Annotated in this window: 14 protein-coding genes; 11 read left to right on the top strand and 3 right to left on the bottom strand. The window is 61.0% G+C overall.

The genetic code is table 11. From position 1 onward, the window contains the following. The first annotated feature begins 128 nt into the window (after nucleotides 1-128). Nucleotides 129-692 carry an NAD(P)H nitroreductase gene (locus tag BLO97_RS29255; RefSeq protein WP_092145014.1) on the top strand — a complete coding sequence of 188 codons (564 nt, stop codon included), beginning with the start codon at nucleotides 129-131 and terminating at the stop codon, nucleotides 690-692. Nucleotides 693-883: 191 nt separating this feature from the next. Here BLO97_RS29255 and BLO97_RS29250 read toward each other — a convergent pair whose 3' ends face one another. The 3 genes from BLO97_RS29250 to phhA form a co-directional block, all read right to left on the bottom strand. Next, entirely contained in the window at nucleotides 884-2,077 is a 1,194-nt protein-coding gene (locus BLO97_RS29250) for an amino acid aminotransferase (RefSeq protein ID WP_063322430.1), read from the bottom strand. After that, on the bottom strand, nucleotides 2,077-2,433 hold the full coding sequence (locus tag BLO97_RS29245) for a 4a-hydroxytetrahydrobiopterin dehydratase (RefSeq protein ID WP_003184087.1): 357 nt from the start codon (nucleotides 2,431-2,433) through the stop codon (nucleotides 2,077-2,079). The genes BLO97_RS29250 and BLO97_RS29245 overlap by 1 nt, the downstream gene beginning before the upstream one ends. Before the next feature lie 99 nt (nucleotides 2,434-2,532). After that, nucleotides 2,533-3,318, bottom strand: a complete 786-nt coding sequence (gene phhA / locus BLO97_RS29240; RefSeq protein WP_053120239.1) for a phenylalanine 4-monooxygenase — start codon at nucleotides 3,316-3,318, stop codon at nucleotides 2,533-2,535. 411 nt (nucleotides 3,319-3,729) lie between these two features. On the opposite strand from phhA, the gene BLO97_RS29235 reads away from it, so the two are divergent. The 10 genes from BLO97_RS29235 to BLO97_RS29190 form a co-directional block, all read left to right on the top strand. Next, nucleotides 3,730-5,292 (top strand): sigma-54-dependent transcriptional regulator, encoded by a 1,563-nt coding sequence (locus BLO97_RS29235; protein WP_072341529.1) that lies wholly within the window; start codon nucleotides 3,730-3,732, stop codon nucleotides 5,290-5,292. Between the two features lie 347 nt (nucleotides 5,293-5,639). Then, nucleotides 5,640-6,377, top strand: a complete 738-nt coding sequence (locus BLO97_RS29230; RefSeq protein WP_003199043.1) for a flagellar basal body rod protein FlgF — start codon at nucleotides 5,640-5,642, stop codon at nucleotides 6,375-6,377. Nucleotides 6,378-6,426: 49 nt separating this feature from the next. After that, nucleotides 6,427-7,212, top strand: coding sequence for a flagellar basal-body rod protein FlgG (gene flgG, locus BLO97_RS29225; RefSeq protein ID WP_053120245.1), 786 nt, complete (start codon nucleotides 6,427-6,429; stop codon nucleotides 7,210-7,212). 70 nt (nucleotides 7,213-7,282) lie between these two features. After that, complete coding sequence (gene flgH / locus BLO97_RS29220) at nucleotides 7,283-7,978, top strand: flagellar basal body L-ring protein FlgH (protein WP_018614454.1); 696 nt, start codon at nucleotides 7,283-7,285, stop codon at nucleotides 7,976-7,978. Between the two features lie 45 nt (nucleotides 7,979-8,023). Beyond that, entirely contained in the window at nucleotides 8,024-9,094 is a 1,071-nt protein-coding gene (locus tag BLO97_RS29215) for a flagellar basal body P-ring protein FlgI (protein ID WP_162488974.1), read from the top strand. Between the two features lie 14 nt (nucleotides 9,095-9,108). Beyond that, nucleotides 9,109-10,410: a flagellar assembly peptidoglycan hydrolase FlgJ gene (gene flgJ, locus BLO97_RS29210; RefSeq protein ID WP_092225695.1), complete on the top strand. Its 1,302-nt coding sequence runs from the start codon at nucleotides 9,109-9,111 to the stop codon at nucleotides 10,408-10,410. 10 nt (nucleotides 10,411-10,420) lie between these two features. After that, the gene (gene flgK / locus BLO97_RS29205; protein WP_092349609.1) at nucleotides 10,421-12,487 is read left to right on the top strand and encodes a flagellar hook-associated protein FlgK; all 2,067 of its coding nucleotides are present in this window, start codon (nucleotides 10,421-10,423) and stop codon (nucleotides 12,485-12,487) included. A gap of 13 nt (nucleotides 12,488-12,500) precedes the next feature. Next, a complete protein-coding gene (locus tag BLO97_RS29200) occupies nucleotides 12,501-14,066 on the top strand; it encodes a flagellar hook-associated protein 3 (protein WP_092349606.1) in 1,566 nt (521 codons plus the stop codon). A gap of 94 nt (nucleotides 14,067-14,160) precedes the next feature. Beyond that, nucleotides 14,161-17,727, top strand: coding sequence for a glycosyltransferase (locus BLO97_RS29195; protein WP_092349603.1), 3,567 nt, complete (start codon nucleotides 14,161-14,163; stop codon nucleotides 17,725-17,727). 164 nt (nucleotides 17,728-17,891) lie between these two features. Further along, the coding region (locus BLO97_RS29190) for a calcium-binding protein (RefSeq protein WP_371914907.1) at nucleotides 17,892-18,871 on the top strand (980 nt) is incomplete at its 3' end.

The following is an 18,871-nucleotide window of genomic DNA, read 5'->3' as shown; positions in this document are numbered from 1 at the left end:
TTCTACCCGCGACAAGCGCCCTGTAAACCGGCACCTGGCGCCGAGTGGGCAACTGGCCGCGGAATTTGCGCTGACGAACTCGCCGCACAGCCACTAGAATAGCTGGACATTTTTTCAGGAGGTGGCCGATGCAGGCTCTCGACGCTTTGCTCAACCGTGTTTCCGTCCCGCGCCTGGTGGACCCGGCCCCCACTGCGGAGCAGCGCGAGCTCATGTTTGCCGCGGCCATGCGGGCGCCGGATCACGGCCAGTTGCGGCCATGGCGTTTTCTGACGGTCGAAGGGCAGGCGCGGCATCGCATGGGCGAACTGCTGGCCGAAGCTGCGCGGTTCAATGACCCGCTGGTACCGGAAAGCGTCGTGGAAAAGGCCCTCAACGGCCCATTGCGCGCGCCCCTGGTCGTGGTGGTGGTCGCCCGTCTGCAGGACCATTTCAAAATCCCCAAATCCGAGCAACTGTTGGCGGCCGGCTGCGCGGCCCATGGCATCTTGTTGGCGGCGTATGCCCAGGGGGTTGGCGGTGTGTGGCGTACCGGTGAACTGGCGTACTCGCCGCATGTGGCCAGGGGGCTTGGCCTTGAGGACGGGGAAGAGGTGATCGGTTTCCTCTACCTGGGCACGCCGCAGAAAGAAGCGCGCACGGCACCGCAGGAAGATGTCGGGCAGTTTGTCCGGGAGTGGACGGGCCAGTAACGTCTCAAGGGCGGCGGATGACTTGGGGGGGGATCCACTGTGGCGAGGGAGCTTGCTCCCGCTGGGCTGCGCAGCAGCCCTGAAACCGGGCACCTAGGAGTGTCAGGCGGCCTCTAACCAGGCTTTTGGGGCGGCTTCGCCGCCCAGCGGGAGCAAGCTCCCTCGCCACAGGGAAAGTGCCTGGCCTTGGGTTACTTGCACGCGTCGGCAATCGCTTCGGCCAGCAGGTCCAGGCGCGTGGCGTCGATGCCGGCCACGTTGGCCCGGCCAGTGCCGACCATGTAGACACTGTGGCGTTCGCGCAGGTGCTTGACCTGTTCCGGTGTCAGGCCGGTGTAGGAAAACATCCCGCGTTGCACGCCGATATGGGCGAAGCGCTCGCGTAAGCCATGGGGTTCGAGGGCCTCCAGCAAACCGCTGCGCAATTGCGCGATGCGCAGGCGCATGGCCTGGACTTCATCGGCCCACAGGCTTTTGAGTTCCGGGTTGCCGAGAATGGTCGCCACCACGGCCGCTCCATGATCCGGCGGTGTCGACCACAGGTTGCGGGCGATGTTTGCCAGTTGGCTGCGGATGTCCACCAGCTTCTCGGCATCCCGGGCACAGACGATCAACGCACCGGTACGATCGCGGTACAGGCCGAAGTTCTTCGAGCAGGAACTGGTGACCAGCACTTCCGGCAGGGCTTGGGCAAACAGCCGGACCGCCCAGGCGTCCTGTTCCAATCCATCGCCGAAGCCCTGGTAGGCGAAATCGATCAGCGGCAGCAGGTCGCGGTCGCGCACCACCTCCAACACCTGACGCCATTGCTCATGGGACAGGTCGAACCCGGTGGGGTTGTGGCAGCAGGCGTGCAGCAGCACGACATCGCCTTTGGGGGCCTGGTTCAAGGTCGCCAGCATCGCCTCGAAATCCAGGCGGTTATCGGCGCCCACGTAAGGGTAGTGACCGACCTTGACCCCGGCCGCGGCGAAGATGGTCTCGTGGATCGGCCAGGTCGGGTTGCTCAGCCACACGCCACGGCCCGGCAGGCATTGAGCGATGAAGTCGGCACTCAGGCGCAGCGCACCGGTGCCACCCGGTGTCTGGGTGGCGCCGGCACGTTTTGCGCTGATCAGCGGAGAGTCGGCACCCAGTACGAGCTCGTTGATCAATTGGCCGAATGCAGCGTCGCCATGGCCGCCGATGTAGGTCTTGGTGGTCTGGCGATCCACTAGCCGTTGTTCAGCCTGTTTCACTGACTGAAGAATCGGCGTCAGGCCCTGGGCATCCTTGTAGACGCCCACGCCCAGGTCGAACTTGCTCGGGTTGGCGTCCGCCCCGTAGGCCTCCATCAGGCCCAGGATCGGGTCGCCGGGGACTCGGCCGATGGCGTCGAAATGCATTACTTGCGGCCCTCGGCGGTCTTGGCCACGTCATCGGTGCGGGCGGCCATGATGAAGTCGTTGCGGTGCAGGCCCTTGATGGAGTGGCTCCACCAGGTCACGGTGACTTTGCCCCATTCGGTGAGCAGGCCTGGGTGGTGGCCTTCGGCCTCGGAGATCTCGCCGACGGCGTTGGTGAACGCCAGGGCGTGCTTGAAGTTCTTGAACAGGAAAACTTTTTCCAGTTGCATCACGCCGTCGCGCACTTCGATGTTCCAGTCGGGGATCTGCTTGATCAGCACCGGCAGTTCTTCGTCGCTGACTTGCGGGGCATCGGCGCGGCAGGCTTCGCAATGGGCTTGGTTCAGAGTGTTCATGGTGTGTTCCTGGATCGAATATTTGGAAAACGTCGATGCACCCACGCTAAAGCAAAGCAGCGTCGTGCAACAGACTCAATTGGGATTAAAAGAGGCGGTTCACGCCGCTTTTGGTGGGAATTTCGGGGCATGCAAGCCCAGCTCCCGACCGCGCTTGACCATGCCCATGATGTCTTCGTGAGCCAGGTCGAACAGACGCTTGAGTTCGGGCAGCACGAAATACACCGGTTGCAGGATGTCGATGCGATACGGCGTGCGCATGGCTTCCAGCGGATCGAAGGCCTGGTGTTCCGGTTCGTCCGACAGGCAGTACACGGTTTCCTTGGGCGAAGACAGGATGCCGCCGCCGTAGATGCGCCGGCCCTGCGGGGTCTGCACCAGGCCGAACTCGATGGTCATCCAGTACAGGCGCGCCAGGTAGACGCGTTCTTCCTTGGAGGCCTGTAGGCCGAGTTTGCCGTAGGTGTGGGTAAATTCCGCGAACCAAGGGTTGGTCAGCAATGGGCAGTGGCCGAAGATCTCGTGAAAAATGTCCGGCTCTTGCAGGTAATCCAGCTCTTCTCGGGTACGAATGAAGGTGGCCACAGGAAACTGTTTGCTGGCGAGCAATTCGAAAAAGGTCTGGAAGGGGATCAACGCTGGCACCCGGGCGACTTGCCAGCCCGTGGTCTCGCCCAGCACCTTGTTGATTTCGTCCAGTTGCGGGATACGGTCGTGGGGCAGGCCCAGCTTGTCGATGCCATCCAGGTACTCCTGGCACGCACGGCCTTCGATGACTTTCAGCTGGCGGGTGATCAGCGTGTTCCACACCGCGTGTTCTTCGGCGGTGTAGTGGATAAAACCTTGCGCATCGGGCTCGCGGGCCACGTACTGCGTCTGCTTCATGCTGCTCTCCTGCTGATTTCCCTCGTGGGGAAGGCTGTTTGTTTTTATGTCCAGCGATGCATTAGAGATAACCCGAAGCAGGAGCGCGTGCAGCCGAAGAAAACAGGTGGGTAGGGACAAGTGCGTGTCATTTTGTAAAGTTTTCGTTACGTATGAGGTCGAGCCGCGGCCATGTCGAGATTTTTGGCTGGGAAATGGTCTACAGCTGTCACATAATCTTGACAACTATTTGTGTGCCTAGACAAAAAACCAACATAAAACCCGTGGCGAGGGAGCTTGCTCCCGCTGGACTGCGCGGCAGTCCCAAAAACAGGGCCGCTTCGCAGCCCAGCGGGAGCAAGCTCCCTCGCCACAGGGTGTGTGTCGGGCTTGAATGGGGCACCACTCTCTCATCCACATCCGGGCCTTTTCATGCGCATCAAAGTCCATTGCCAGAATCGCATCGGCATCCTGCGGGACATTCTCAACCTATTGGTGGAATACGGTATCAACGTCGCCCGAGGCGAGGTCGGTGGCGAGCATGGCAACGCGATCTACCTGCACTGCCCAAACCTGATCAACATCCAGTTCCAGGCGCTGCGTCCGAAATTCGAAGGCATCGCCGGGGTGTTTGGCGTCAAGCGCGTAGGACTGATGCCCAGTGAGCGTCGGCACATGGAACTCAACGCCTTGCTCGGCGCTTTGGAATTCCCGGTGCTGTCTATCGACATGGGTGGCTCCATCGTTGCGGCCAACCGGGCGGCGGCGCAGTTGCTCGGGGTGCGAGTGGACGAGGTGCCGGGCATTCCCCTGTCCCGCTATGCCGAGGATTTCGACTTGCCGGAACTGGTGCGGGCTAACCAGTCGCGCATCAACGGCCTGCGGGTCAAGGTCAAGGGCGATGTGTTCCTGGCCGACATCGCGCCACTGCAATCGGAGCACGACGACAGCGAAGCCATGGCCGGTGCGGTGCTGACGCTGCATCGGGCCGACCGCGTGGGCGAGCGGATCTATAACGTGCGCAAGCAGGAACTGCGCGGCTTCGACAGTATTTTCCAGAGTTCGAAAGTGATGGCGGCGGTGGTCCGCGAGGCCCGGCGCATGGCCCCGCTGGACGCGCCGCTATTGATAGAAGGCGAAACCGGCACTGGCAAGGAGCTGCTGGCCCGCGCCTGTCACCTGGCGAGCCCGCGCGGGCAATCGCCATTGATGGCGCTCAACTGTGCCGGGCTGCCGGAGTCCATGGCCGAGACCGAACTATTCGGCTACGGGCCGGGGGCCTTCGAAGGCGCCCGGGCCGAAGGCAAGCTCGGCCTGCTGGAGCTGACCGCCGGGGGGACGCTGTTCCTCGACGGGGTCGGGGAAATGAGCCCGCGCCTGCAAGTGAAACTGCTGCGCTTTCTGCAGGACGGTTGCTTCCGGCGTGTCGGCAGCGATGAAGAGGTGTACCTGGACGTCAGGGTGATCTGCGCCACCCAGGTCGATTTGTCCGAACTCTGCGCCCGGGGCGAATTCCGTCAGGATCTGTACCACCGCTTGAACGTGCTGTCCTTGCACATCCCACCGCTGCGCGAATGCCTCGATGGCCTGGCGCCGCTGGTGGAGCATTTTCTTGACCAGGCCAGCCGCCAGATCGGTTGTCCGCTGCCCAAGCTGGCCCCGGCGGCGATGGAGCGTCTGAGTCACTACCACTGGCCGGGCAACGTCCGGCAGTTGGAAAACGTGCTGTTCCAGGCCGTTTCCCTGTGCGATGGCGGCACGGTGAAGGCCGAGCATATCCGCTTGCCGGACTACGGCGTGCGCCAACCCCTTGGCGATTTTTCCCTGGAGGGGGGGCTGGACGAGATCGTTGGGCGTTTCGAGAAAGCGGTGCTGGAGCGCTTGTACTCCGAACACCCGAGCAGCCGGCAACTGGGCAAGCGGCTGGGGGTTTCCCATACGACCATTGCCAATAAATTGCGCGAATATGAAGTCGGCAAAGAACCCAGTGCGTAATCAATTGTGGCGAGGGGATTTATCCCCGCCGGGCTGCGTAGCAGCCCCAAAGCAGTCAACCTGACACACTTTAGTTGTCTGTTTTTAGGGGCGCTTCGCACCCCAGCGGGGATAAATCCCCTCGCCACAAGAATGTGGAGCAGTTGCCGCAGGGGTATACCTTTGCCTTGCAGCGGCATGACACCGCCGGTTTTTCGTCTTCGATCCATTCCAAAATTCCCTTCCAGAACCCACAAGTCCTTTGTTTACCGGGGCTCGTGGCGCCAGAAAAAAGTTGGTCTGCAAATTGCTTAAGGCTGTGCAACACAGCAGTGGGCGGCAAACGTCCGGCATGCAGAGGAACGACAGTGGACAAGTACCTTTATGTGGCAATGACCGGCGCCAGCCAGAACGCACTGGCGCAGCGGGCCCATGCCAACAACCTGGCGAACATCTCCACCAATGGTTTTCAGAAAGACCTGGAGCAGGCGCGCTCGATGCCGGTGTTTGGCGACAGCTTTCCGGCGCGGGCCTTTGCCATGTCCGAACGGCCTGCCACGGACTTCACCCCGGGCGCACTGGTGGAAACCGGTCGTGACCTCGACGTCGCGGTGAGCGGGCCGGGTTGGATGGCCGTGCAGAACCCCGACGGCGGTGAAAGCTACGTGCGCACCGGCAGCCTCAATGTCGACGCCCTGGGCGTGCTGCGGGCTGGCAACGGCATGCCGGTGATGGGCAACGGCGGGCCGATCGCCGTGCCGCCAGAGCAGAAAATCGAAATTGGCCAGGACGGCACCATCAGCATTCGCGCCATGGGCGAAGGCCCGCGGGTGATGGCTGAAGTGGACCGCATCAAGCTGGTCAACCCGGACCTCAAGAACATGACCAAGGGCCTGGACGGTTCGATCCGGACCAAGGACGGCCAGCCGGCGCCCATCGATGCCAACGTGCAGTTGGTGTCGGGTTTCCAGGAGGCGAGCAACGTCAACGCCGTGGATGAAATGACTTCGGTGCTGGCCTTGGCCAAGCAGTTCGAGCTCCACGTCAAGATGATGAACACCGCCAAAGAAGGCGATGAAGCCATGGCTCGGGTCTTGCAGATCTAATCATTAATTACAGCGCTGCGCCGAAAAACAGGCGTACGAGGAGAATCGAATGCTTCCGGCTCTATGGGTTGCCAAAACAGGTCTGTCCGCCCAGGACACCAACCTTTCCACTATTTCCAACAACCTGGCGAACGTCTCGACCACGGGTTTCAAACGTGACCGCGCCGAGTTCCAGGACCTGCTGTATCAGGTAAAACGCCAGCCTGGCGCCCAATCGACCCAGGACAGCGAATTGCCGTCGGGCCTGCAAGTGGGTACCGGTGTGCGCATTGTCGGCACCCAGAAAAACTTCAACGCCGGCAGCCTGCAGACCACCGAGCAGCCGCTGGACATGGCCATTGACGGTCGCGGTTTCTTCCAGATCCTGCAACCGGACGGCACCACGTCCTACACCCGTGACGGTACGTTCCACCTCGACTCCAATGGCCAGATCGTCAACGCCAGCGGTTTCGCCCTGGAGCCGGCGATCGTCATTCCGAACGATGCCCAGACCTTTACCGTGGGCCGTGACGGCACCGTGTCCATCACCGTGGCAGGCAACCCGGCCGCCCAGGTGATTGGCAACCTGCAGACCGCCGACTTCATCAACCCGGCCGGCCTGCAAGCGGTGGGCAACAACCTATTCCTGGAAACCGCTGCCAGTGGCGCGCCGCAAGTCGGCACCCCGGGCCTGAACGGTTTCGGCACCACGCTGCAGAACACCCTGGAAACCTCCAACGTGAGCACCGTCGAGGAGATGGTCAACATGATCACCACCCAGCGTGCCTACGAGATGAACTCCAAGGTGATCTCCACCGCCGACCAGATGCTCTCGTTCGTTACGCAGAATCTGTAATCGTCACAACGTCCGTCACCACGTAGACAGGGCGACCCCAGGGTCGCCTGCAACACCAAGAGGTAGGGTCATGAAACGCTTCGTATCTGTTCTGGCACTGAGTGGCATCACCGCACTCGCGGGCTGTGTCGCGCCGACACCCAGGCCCAATGACCCGTATTACGCTCCGGTGTTGCCACGCACGCCGTTGCCGGCTGCCGCCAACAATGGCTCGATCTACCAGGCCGGCTTCGAGCAGAACCTGTACAGCGACCGCAAGGCCTTCCGGGTCGGTGACATCATCACCATCACCCTGAACGAGCGAACCCAGGCCAGCAAGAACGCCAACTCGCAGATCGACAAGACCAGCGAAACCAGCGTCGGCCTGACCTCGCTGTTCGGCTCCAGCCTGACCACCAACAACCCGATCGGCAGCAATGACCTGAGCCTCAACGCCGGTTACAGTGCCGACCGGGCCACCAAGGGTGACAGTCAGTCGGGCCAGAGCAACAGCCTGACCGGTTCGATCACCGTGACCGTCGCCGATGTGCTGCCCAACGGCATCATTGCCGTGCGGGGCGAGAAGTGGCTGACCCTCAACACCGGTGACGAGCTGGTGCGCATCGCCGGCATGGTTCGCGCCGATGACATCTCTACCGATAATACTGTTCCGTCAACTCGTGTGGCCGATGCGCGCATCACCTATTCGGGCACCGGTGCCTTTGCCGATGCGAGTCAGCCAGGCTGGTTCGACCGTTTCTTCCTCAGCCCGAAGTTCCCTTTCTAGGTGGCCCAGTTGAATCTTAAGCAGCTGTTGATCGGTGCCTTGGTGATGTCTGCAGCCTTTACCGCTCAGGCCGAGCGTTTGAAGGACATCGCCAGCATTTCCGGCGTGCGCTCCAACCAGTTGATCGGCTACGGCCTGGTCGTGGGCCTGAACGGCACCGGCGACCAGACCACCCAGACCCCGTTCACCCTGCAGACCTTCAACAACATGCTGTCGCAGTTCGGCATCAAGGTGCCGGCCGGCTCTGGCAACGTGCAGTTGAAGAACGTCGCAGCGGTGTCGGTCAGTGCCGATCTGCCGGCATTCGCCAAGCCCGGTCAGCAGGTGGATATCACCGTCTCGTCCATCGGTAACTCCAAGAGCCTGCGTGGCGGTACGTTGCTGCTGACGCCACTCAAGGGTATCGACGGCAACGTCTACGCCATCGCCCAGGGCAACCTCGTGGTGGGCGGTTTCGATGCCGAGGGTCGCGACGGTTCGAAGATCACCGTCAACGTTCCGTCGGCCGGTCGCATTCCCGGCGGTGCTTCGGTGGAACGTGCGGTGCCGAGCGGTTTCAACCAGGGCAACAGCCTGACGCTGAACCTCAACCGTTCCGACTTCACCACCGCCAAGCGCATCGTCGACAAGATCAACGACATGCTTGGCCCAGGCGTGGCCCAGGCCATCGACGGCGGTTCGATCCGCGTCACCGCGCCGCTGGATCCGAGCCAGCGGGTCGACTACCTGTCGATCCTGGAAAACCTCGAGGTCGATCCGGGCCAGGCGGTGGCGAAAGTCATCATCAACTCGCGTACCGGCACCATCGTGATCGGCCAGAACGTCAAGGTTTCCCCGGCCGCCGTGACCCACGGCAGTCTGACCGTGACCATCACCGAAGATCCGATCGTCAGCCAGCCTGGCCCGTTGTCCAACGGCCAGACGGCCGTAGTGCCCCGTTCGCGGGTCAATGCCGAGCAAGAAGCCAAGCCGATGTTCAAGTTCGGCCCGGGCACTACCCTGGATGAAATCGTCCGGGCGGTGAACCAGGTCGGCGCGGCGCCGGGCGACTTGATGGCGATTCTCGAAGCCTTGAAGCAGGCCGGCGCGTTGCAAGCCGACCTGATCGTGATTTAAGGACACCGGCCATGGTGGATATGCGCAAAGGCGCCTTGATCAGCGGGGATTCGGCTTCCTACTCGGACCTGAACCGCCTCAATCAGCTCAAGGTCGGCGACAAGAACAGCGACGGTAACCTGCGCAAGGTGGCCCAGGAGTTCGAGTCGCTGTTCATTGGCGAGATGCTCAAGTCCATGCGTTCGGCCACCGAGGTGCTGGGCAAGGACAATCCCATGAACACGCCCGAGGCCAAGCAGTACCAGGAAATGTACGACCAGCAGTTGGCCGTTTCCATGTCTCGCGAAGGCGGCGGCATCGGGCTGGCCGATGTGCTGTTGCGCCAGATGTCCAAGAACAAGCCTACGGCCCCTGGTGAGGCAGCCACATTGTCCGCCGCCAAGCAACAGGAGGCGTTGGACAAGGTGGCCAAGCGGGTTCCGACGCCGGTGGCGGCAGGTACATTGCCTACCGACGGTCCCTTGTCGCGTAGCAACGGCCAGCGTCCGCTGTGGGCTTCGCGGGCTGTGAGTGCGCCGCAAGGGGCCGAGGGTATCCACCGCAACGACATGGAACTGCTCAACCAGCGTCGCCTGGCCCTGCCACCGAAACTGGCTGACCGTCTGCTTGCCGGGCTGGTGCCCTCGGCCGCGGTCAACGCCGATGCGCCTGCACAGAACGTCCTGACGGATCGCGCCATCGCCGCCGTCAAACCGGCGACTGGCGAACTGGCCAATGGCGACTGGTTGGCTGCACTCAAGGCTGCCGAGCCGAAAGGCGACATGCAGGTTTATGGCCGCGCCGTGGCCCAGCCGCCGCTGGCACCGGCACGCAAGGCCTTCCGCGATGCCGACGAATTCGTCAATGCCATGCTGCCAATGGCCAAGGAAGCGGCCGACCGCATCGGTGTCGACCCGCGTTACCTGGTGGCCCAGGCCGCCCTGGAAACCGGTTGGGGCAAATCGGTCATGCGCCAGCCCGACGGCAGCAGCAGTCACAACCTGTTCGGTATCAAGGCCAGCGCCAACTGGAAGGGCGATTCGGCCCGGGCGATCACCAGCGAATTCCGCAATGGGGCGATGGTCAAGGAGACGGCCGAGTTCCGTTCCTACGCCTCGTACCGCGACAGTTTCCATGACTTGGTCAACCTGCTGCAAAGCAACAGTCGCTATCAAGATGTGCTGAAGTCGGCCGATAAACCCGAACAGTTTGTACGCGAGTTGCAGAAGGCCGGTTATGCCACCGACCCGAACTACGCGAATAAGATTTCGAACATAGCCCGGCAGATGACGAGTTACCAAAACTACGCTTCTGCAGGCGCCACCACGACTTTATAAGGTCTGAACCATGAGTTTGCTCAATATAGGGATGTCGGGTCTGTCAGCAAGCCAGACCGCGTTGGTGACCACGGGTAACAACATCGCCAACGTCGATACCGCCGGTTATTCGCGCCAGCAGACCGTGCAGACCACCAAGGCGTCGAACCAATACGGCAACGTGTTCATTGGTTCCGGCACGACCCTGGCCGATGTGCGCCGGGTGTATAACTCGTATCTTGAAGCGCAACTGAAAACCACCACCTCGCTCAACAGCGATGCGGCGGCCTACCAGGGGCAGATCACCCCGCTTGACTCCCTGCTGTCGGACAGCGGCACTGGCCTCAACGGCGCGCTGACCAAGTTTTTCGCTTCGGTGCAGAACGTCAACGCCAAACCGGGTGACGATGCATCCCGGCAGTTGCTGCTCAGCGATGCCCAGGCCTTGAGCAACCGTTTCAACTCGGTTGCCAGCCAGTTGACCGCGCAGAACGAAAACATCAACGGCAACCTGTCGAACATGGTCGACCAGATCAACAACCTGGCCACCACCGTCGCCCAGTTGAACAAGAAAATCGCCGAAGTCTCCAATGCCGGTGGTGCGCCGAACGACCTGCTCGACGCCCGCAGCGAGACCATTCGCCAGCTGTCCACCTTCACCGGCACCCAGGTCGTGGAGAACGGCAGCAGCCTGGACATCTACCTGGGGTCCGGCCAGCCATTGGTGATGGGCAACATCACCAATAAACTCGAAGCGGTGCCGGACAAGAACGATCCAGGGCGCATCGGCATCCAGCTCAACAGCGGTTCCAGCGTCATGGACCTTACCCAGGTGCTCACCGGCGGCGAAATCGGCGGGCTGATGCGCTACCGCAGCACCGTGCTCGACCCTGCAATGAACGAGCTGGGCCGCGTGGCCCTGGTCGTCGCCGATCAGATGAACAGCATCCAGGCTTCAGGCATCGACAAGAACGGTGCGTTTGGTTCCAACCTGTTCAGCAGCATCAACAGCGCCGCGCAGATGAGCCAACGCAGCGTCGCCTCGCTGGGCAACAGCGCAGGCTCCGGCAACTTCAACGTGTCCATCGAAGACACCGGCAAGCTGACCACCAACGACTACAAGATCACCTTCACCAGCGCCACCAACTACACCGTACAGCGCTTGCCTGACAACACCTCGCTGGGCGCGTTCAGCACCACGACCACGCCAGCACCGGTCGTCGATGGCTTCTCGCTGACCTTCGCCAACGGTCCTGCGGCTGCAGGCGATTCGTTCAAGATCACCCCGACCCGCAATGCTGCGGGCAGCATCAAGACCGAAATGACCGACTCCAAGCGGCTGGCGATCGCAGCCCCGCTGGGCGCCGCCATTACGCCGGGCGGCAGTGGCACGCTGACCATCCCGGCCAGCGGCCAGCCGACCATGACGACCAAGCTGGACATCTATGATGAAGCCACCACGACCATCATTCAGAACGGCATCAAGAGTTCCATGCCGGTCAAGGTGGTGTTTGGCGCGACGTCCGCCGACGGCACCAGCCAGGCTTACCAGCTGCTGGATGCCAAGGGCGGTACGATCAGCAGCGGCACGATCAAGCCTGGCCAGAGCAACACCCTGAGCCTGAGTGTCCCGCTCAAGGACGCCAGCGGCACCCCGATCATGGATTCATCCATACCGCCGGTGCAGCGTACCGTCACCTTTGACATGTCCATCGCCGGTTCGCCATCCGACGGTGCTGGCATTGACGTCAGCCTCAGTCAGCCTGGTAGCCTGGACAACCGTAATGGTACGGTTCTGGCCGGCTTGCAGACCGCCAAGACCGTTGACACCAATTCCGCGAGCAAAGGGATTTCCCTGAACGACGCCTACGGCAAGCTGGTGGAGGGTGTCGGCTCCAAGGCCGCCCAGGGCAAGCTCGACAGCGCCGCCACTGGTGCAATCCTGGACAACGCCAAGACCGCCCGCGACTCGTTGTCGGGCGTGGACCTGGATGAAGAAACCGGCAACCTGGTCAAGTATCAGCAGTACTACACCGCGTCTTCGCAGATCATCAAGGCTGCGCAGGAAATCTTCAGCACATTGATCAACAGTCTTTAAGGAGCCGTAGCCCATGCGCATTTCCACCTCCCAGTTCTATGAGAGCACGGCTGCGAACTACCAGAAAAACTTCGCCAAGGTGGTCAAGACCAGCGAAGAGGCCAGCAGCCTGGTGCGTGTGAACACTGCCGCCGATGATCCGGTGGGGGCTTCGCGCCTGCTGCAATTGGGCACCCAGGCGTCGATGCTCGCCCAGTACGAAACCAACGCCAATACCATCAAGGCGACCCTGGGCACGACCGAAGCGGTGATGACCAGCATCGGCAACGTGCTGCAGCGCGCCAAGGAATTGGCCGTCGGTGCCGGCAACGCCGGCTACACCGACGCCGACCGCCAAGCCAACGCTTCGGAGCTGGCACAGATCGAAGAGCAGTTGCTGAGCCTGATGAACAGCAAGGACGAAAACGGCAAGTACATTTTCGCCGGTTCCAAGGGCGATACCATTCCGTTCACCCGCAACAACGATGGCAGCTACAGCTACAACGGCGACCAGGTGACCCTCGACCTGCCGGTTGGCGACACCATGTCGATGGCCACCAATAGCACAGGCTGGGAAGTCTTCCAGCAGGCCGTCAATACCAGCCGCAGCCAGGTCACCATGACCGCCCCGGCAGTGAATGACGGCCGGGTGGTCTTGTCCAATGGTCAGGTATCGTCCAGCGTCAGCTATAACAGCAAGTTCCGCAGTGGCGAGCCGTACACTGTCGAGTTCACCAGCGGCACGCAACTGAAAATCACCGACTCCGGCGGCAACGATGTCACCGCAGAGGCCAGCCTGGGTGGTGCTTTCGACCCCAACAGCAAAAGCGGCCAGGCGGTGCAGTTCCGGGGACTGGAATTGACCCTGAACATCAATCTGCAAACCGGTGATACGGCAGGCACCGTGTTGCCCGGCCATACTTTCACCCTGGCCGCCAAGCCGGACACCTTTGTCCCGACCCGCAGCCCGGGCAACCCGACCACGGTCCAGATTACCAACAGCACGATCACTGACCCGGTGGCGTATCACGCCAGCTTCCCTACCGGTTCGGCTGTGTTGAAGTTCACCAGCGCTACTGATTTCGACCTTTACGCTGCGCCGTTGACCGCTGATAGCCAGCCGGTGTCCAGCGGCACCCTGGCCGGCAACGTGGCCACCGCTTCGGGGGTGAGCTTCACTCTGGACGGTACACCGGCTGCCGACGATCAGTTCAGCATCGCGGTCAACACCCACGAGACCCAGAATATCCTGGATACCGTGAACCAGCTGAAAACCGCACTGAGCACGCCGACCAACAATGATCCGATTGCTGTGCAGAAGTTGCAGGCGTCGCTGGCCTCCGGTATCGGTAACCTGGCGAGCGGCACCGATCAATTGTCCAGCGCCTTGAGTTCGGTGGGTGGGCGCGGACAGGCCTTGGAAAATCAGAGCGACACCAACCAGAGCCTGATCCAGGCCAACACCCAGACTCAATCGTCGATCCGTGATTCCGACGCGGCCGAAGTGATGACCCGACTGACCTTGCAGCAGACCATGTTGCAGGCCTCACAACTGGCCTTCAGCAAGATTACCCAACTGGGCCTGTTCAACAAGATCTGAGCCGGTATCCACCGAGCCGCCAACCGTCTTTTTTTAAGCGGTTCCGGGGCGCCGATCCGAAAGGGTCGGTGCCCGCCGCTCGAGAGTTTTAACCGTGAAGTCACTTCCGCTCGTCAGCATCGTCATCCCCGCGTACAACCCTCGGTTTTTTGACCAGGCACTGCTCAGTGCCTTGGCCCAGACCTACGAACACATCGAGATCATCGTTTGCGATGACTCGCCAGGCGATGAAATTCGCCAGATCGTCGACTCCTTCCCTGAGCCGTCCCATCCGATCCGCTATTTGCGAAACCCGCAGCGACTGGGGCTTCAGGGCAACCTGTTGCGGTGTGTCGAGGAGGCCAGGGGCGAGTTCATCAAAGTGTTGTGCGACGACGATCGGCTGTTTGCGCCGAGCATTGCCAAGCAAGCTCAGGTGCTGATCGATCACACCGATGCCAGCGTGGTATTTGCCCTTCGGTTGTTGTGTGACGCGGGCAACTTCATCTTGCCGCCTCGCGTCGACAATTGCCGATTCTCGCCGAACGATGCCCTGCTCAAGGGCGATGACATGCTGGCGATTTTCGAGAGCACTCCGACCAATTTTGTCGGTAATTTCAGTTCCGCCCTGATGCGCCGGACGGATGTGCTGGAGCTGCTGCCAGCGCTGGTCCAGGGCGGTGCCGGTTTCGTCGCCACCCTCGACTTTGCCTTGTTTGTCTGTCTGATGCGCCGGGGTAATCTGGCCACGCTCAACACAGTATTGAGTGTCGAGCGCTTGTACCCGGAGCGTTTGAGCAAGACCCCGGAGATGCTCAAAGCTGCGAAAGTGGAATGGCAGTGGCTGGCGCAGATGCTCGCCGCGCGCAACGGTGAAGCGGCCCCGGCCTCTGGCTGGGTGCGTTGCGTTGATCTGGACAAAGTCACCGATCAGCCCCACGCCTGGCAGGAACTGTGCGTGACCCGTGTGCTGGGCAATCGCAATACGGTCGTCAATGGCCGGGTAGGTGCCCAAAGCGAGAGTTATGCCGACTTCTACCGCGAGTGGCTGTCGGTTCGTCGCTTCAGTGAGGTTGAGCAGCGTGTCATGCCTGCGCGCATCGACAGTTGGCCATTGCATCCGAACATCGTGCCGATTGTCATCGACAGTGCCGGGGACGAGGTGGCATTGGCGACCACGCTGAGCAGCATAGAGGGCCAACTCTATCCGGCCCAGGCTGTCGTGGTGCTTTCCGACGCCCGTTGCGAGGTCAATGACCGGGTGTTGCAGTTGCCTTATCAGCCCGACTGGGCACGGCAACTCAATGCCATTGTTGCGCAGTTGGAGGGTGCACATTGGTTCTATCTTCTGCGCGCAGGCGATAGCCTCCGTGATTCAGCGTTGTTGATCCTCGCTGAACGCGTGGCGGGCAAGAGCGGAATTCTCTGCGCTTACAGCGACGAAGGTGCACTGGTAAACGGTGAGTCCAGCGAGCCAGTGTTCAAGCCAGATATCAACCTCGACCTGATGCGCGCCTATCCCTACGTCGGTCGAGCCCTGGCCTTTGAGCGCGAGCATTTCATTACCTTGGGCGGGTTCGACCCGACTCGCGGTGAGCTGGCGCCTCACGACCTGCTCTGGCGGCTGGTGGAAGAGGCCGGCCCGCAAACCATCGAGCACATTGCCGAGATCCAGGTGGAGTCCACACTGAGCTTCGCTCAATGGTTGTCATGGCCCGAGGTGATCGAGGGTAATGCCCCCATGGTTGGCGCTCACCTGGAGCGCATTGGCGTACCTCATGAGATTCGCCAGGGTGTGTTGCCGCTGATCAATCGAATCGACTACCGCTTCGACACCCGTCCGTTGGTATCGATCATCCTGCGCACGGGTGATTCACTGGCAGCCTTGCAGCGCTGCTGCGAAAGCCTGATCGAGCGTACTGCCTATACGCACTATGAAATCCTGATTGTGGACAGCGGCGTGCGGGACCCGGTCATGCTCGGCTGGCTGGCCGACATGGCGCAGTTAGGCGCAAGCATGCTACGCGTGCTGCGTTACGCCGGTGATGACAATGACGCATCAGTGCGTAACTTTGCCGCGAGCCAAGCTCGGGGGGACTACCTGTTGTTGCTGAGCCCGCAGATGGTCATAGGCGATAGCGATTGGTTGGACGAGATGATCAATCATGCGCTGCGCCCGGAAGTCGCGGTGGTCGGCGCAAGGATACTCAGCCCCCAGGGTACGATTGTCGGGGGCGGGCAGATTCTCGGATTGGCCGGTCCGGTGGGGGCACCGTTTTATGGCGAGTCCGCGATCTCTCGTGGCTACATGCAGCGTCTGCATACGACCCAGAACTGGAGTTCGGTCAGCAGCGACTGCCTGATAGTGCGCAAGCAGGTGTTTGAGGAGCTGGGTTGTCTCGATGACGCGACGTTCACCCAGGGCCTCAGTGACGTCGATTTGTGCTTGCGTGCAGGTAAAGATGGCTACCTGGTGGTTTGGACACCTTACGCCAGCGTCATACAAACGACCGGGCAATCGTCAGCCCAACTGGAAGAAGCATTGCAGGAACGCGAACGCGAAGTTTTCTATCGCAAATGGTTGCCGCAGATTGCGCGAGATCCGGCTTACAGTCCTTCCTTGAGCCTGGGGGCTTCGAGTTTCAGTCTGGAACCTTCATTGCGCAATAACTGGAATCCCTTCTGCTCCCGCGCGTTGCCACTGATACTCGGGCTGCCGGTCAACGCCACCGCAGTTGGCCATTATCGTGTTACGGCCCCGCTGGCCGAGCTCGAAGCCAGCGGGCGGGCGATTGCCCGGATCGCCTACGAGTCGCCTTCAACTGTTGAGATCGAGCGGCTGTCGCCAGACACCATCGTGTTGCAGGGGCGCTACAGCGAGGGAGCGGCTGGTGACATCCTGCGGATGAAGAAGTACTCCGGTGCCTTACGGATTTTCGAGCTAGACGACTACGTGGTCAGTGCTCCCAAGAAAAACACCCACGCTCGTAACAAACCGGTCAACACCGAGCAGATGCTGCGCGAGGGGATTGGTTTGTGTGACCGCGTGGTGGTGACGACCCAGGCGCTGGCCGATGCCTTGTCCAGCATGCATAGCGAAATCCGGGTGGTGCCCAACATGCTGCCGCCCGAGCCGTGGGCCCGCTTGACCAGTCGGCGCGGAACATCCTCCAAGCCACGGGTTGGCTGGGGCGGCGGGACCAGCCACAGCGGCGATTTGGAAATTATCGCTGATGTGGTCCGTGAACTGGCCAATGAGGTGGAGTGGGTGTTCTTCGGTATGTGTCCCGAAGCGTTGCGGCCCTACATTCACGAGTTCCACGGTTCCGTCGGGTTGAACACCTACCCATTCAAACTGGCCAGCCTGAACCTTGACCTGGCACTGGCGCCGCTGGAGTTCCACATCTTCAACGACTGCAAGAGCAACTTGCGCCTGCTGGAATACGGCGCTTGCGGTTATCCGGTGATCTGCACCGATACCAAGGCTTACGACGGCTTCCTGCCGTGTACCAAAGTACGCAGCAACAGCACTGAGGAGTGGATCGCGGCGATCCGCATGCACCTGGCCGATCCTGACGCCAGCTACCGCATGGGCGATGAACTGCGCGAAGCGGTGCTTCGCGATTACATGCTCACTGGCGATAACTTGCAGCATTGGTTGTGGGGGTGGTTACCGGACTAGTTCTGACAACGCTTGGAAAAAGGCGACGTTAGTCGTCTTTTTTTGCCTCAATCTCCACGTCCGCAAGCCGATACAGGCAGATGGATTTCTTTTGCTTATGAGCAGTTTCATCTATCGCTGCTTGAAAAAATATCCGGTTTCTCAACAAAGCAAGGACGAGGCAAATGGCGGTGATTAATGGAACGAGCGGCGTGGATACATTGGCCGGGAGCGATGGTGACGACGAGGTCTATGGATTGGCTTCCAATGATGTACTCCTGGGCAGCGCTGGAGCGGACAGGCTGGATGGGGGGACGGGGGTTGATACGGTGAATTACTCCGCTTCGACGGCTGCCATCGACATTGATGTTCGCAACGGTGTCGGCCGGGCTGGTGTCGGTGGTGATGCGGCGGGCGATACGCTGGTCGCCATCGAAAAGGTTATCGGTACGGCCTTCGATGACAGTTTCACCAGTACGATCGGTAATTTGACCTTCGAAGGTGGTGCCGGCAACGATATCTATAACGTTGCGACCAGCGGCGTGAAAATCATTGAGCAGGACAATGGTGGCATCGACGAGCTACGTACTAGCTGGACGTTGATGACCATGGATCCTTTTATCGAAAAAATGACCTACACCGGTACTGTCAACTTCACCGGTTACGGCAACTCCAGCGACAACATTATCACGGGCGGCGCAGGTAACGACCTGTTGTTCGGTGGTGACGGAGCCGACCAGTTCTTTGGCGGTGCGGGGTTGGATGTGGCTGGTTATACCGACAGCAAGGTGGCGGTGAACATCAACCTCAAGACCGGTATTCACTCGGGCATCGCAGCGGGCGATACCTTTACCGACATCGAAGTGATTCGTGGCACAGGTGCTGCCGACACCTTCGTGGCGGACGGTCGGGCGATTGGTTTCGACGGCGGCGCGGGCATCGACACGGTGGATTATTCGACTTCTACCGAAGCGATCAATGTCGATATCCGCAATTACAAAGGCCTGCCAGGTACCGGCGGTGATGCCGAGGGCGACACGCTGGAAGGCATCGAAAAGGTTATCGGTACGGCCTTCAATGACACGTTCACCAGTACCTGGGGCGCCGTGACGATGGAAGGCGGGGCAGGGGACGATCTCTATACCGTCAATACCAGCGGCAATAA

Source organism: Pseudomonas sp. NFACC05-1 (assembly GCF_900100135.1).
GTDB lineage: Bacteria > Pseudomonadota > Gammaproteobacteria > Pseudomonadales > Pseudomonadaceae > Aquipseudomonas > Aquipseudomonas fluorescens_Q.
Note: the sequence above shows the minus strand (reverse complement) of the source record. Positions and strands in the feature narration are given on the sequence as shown.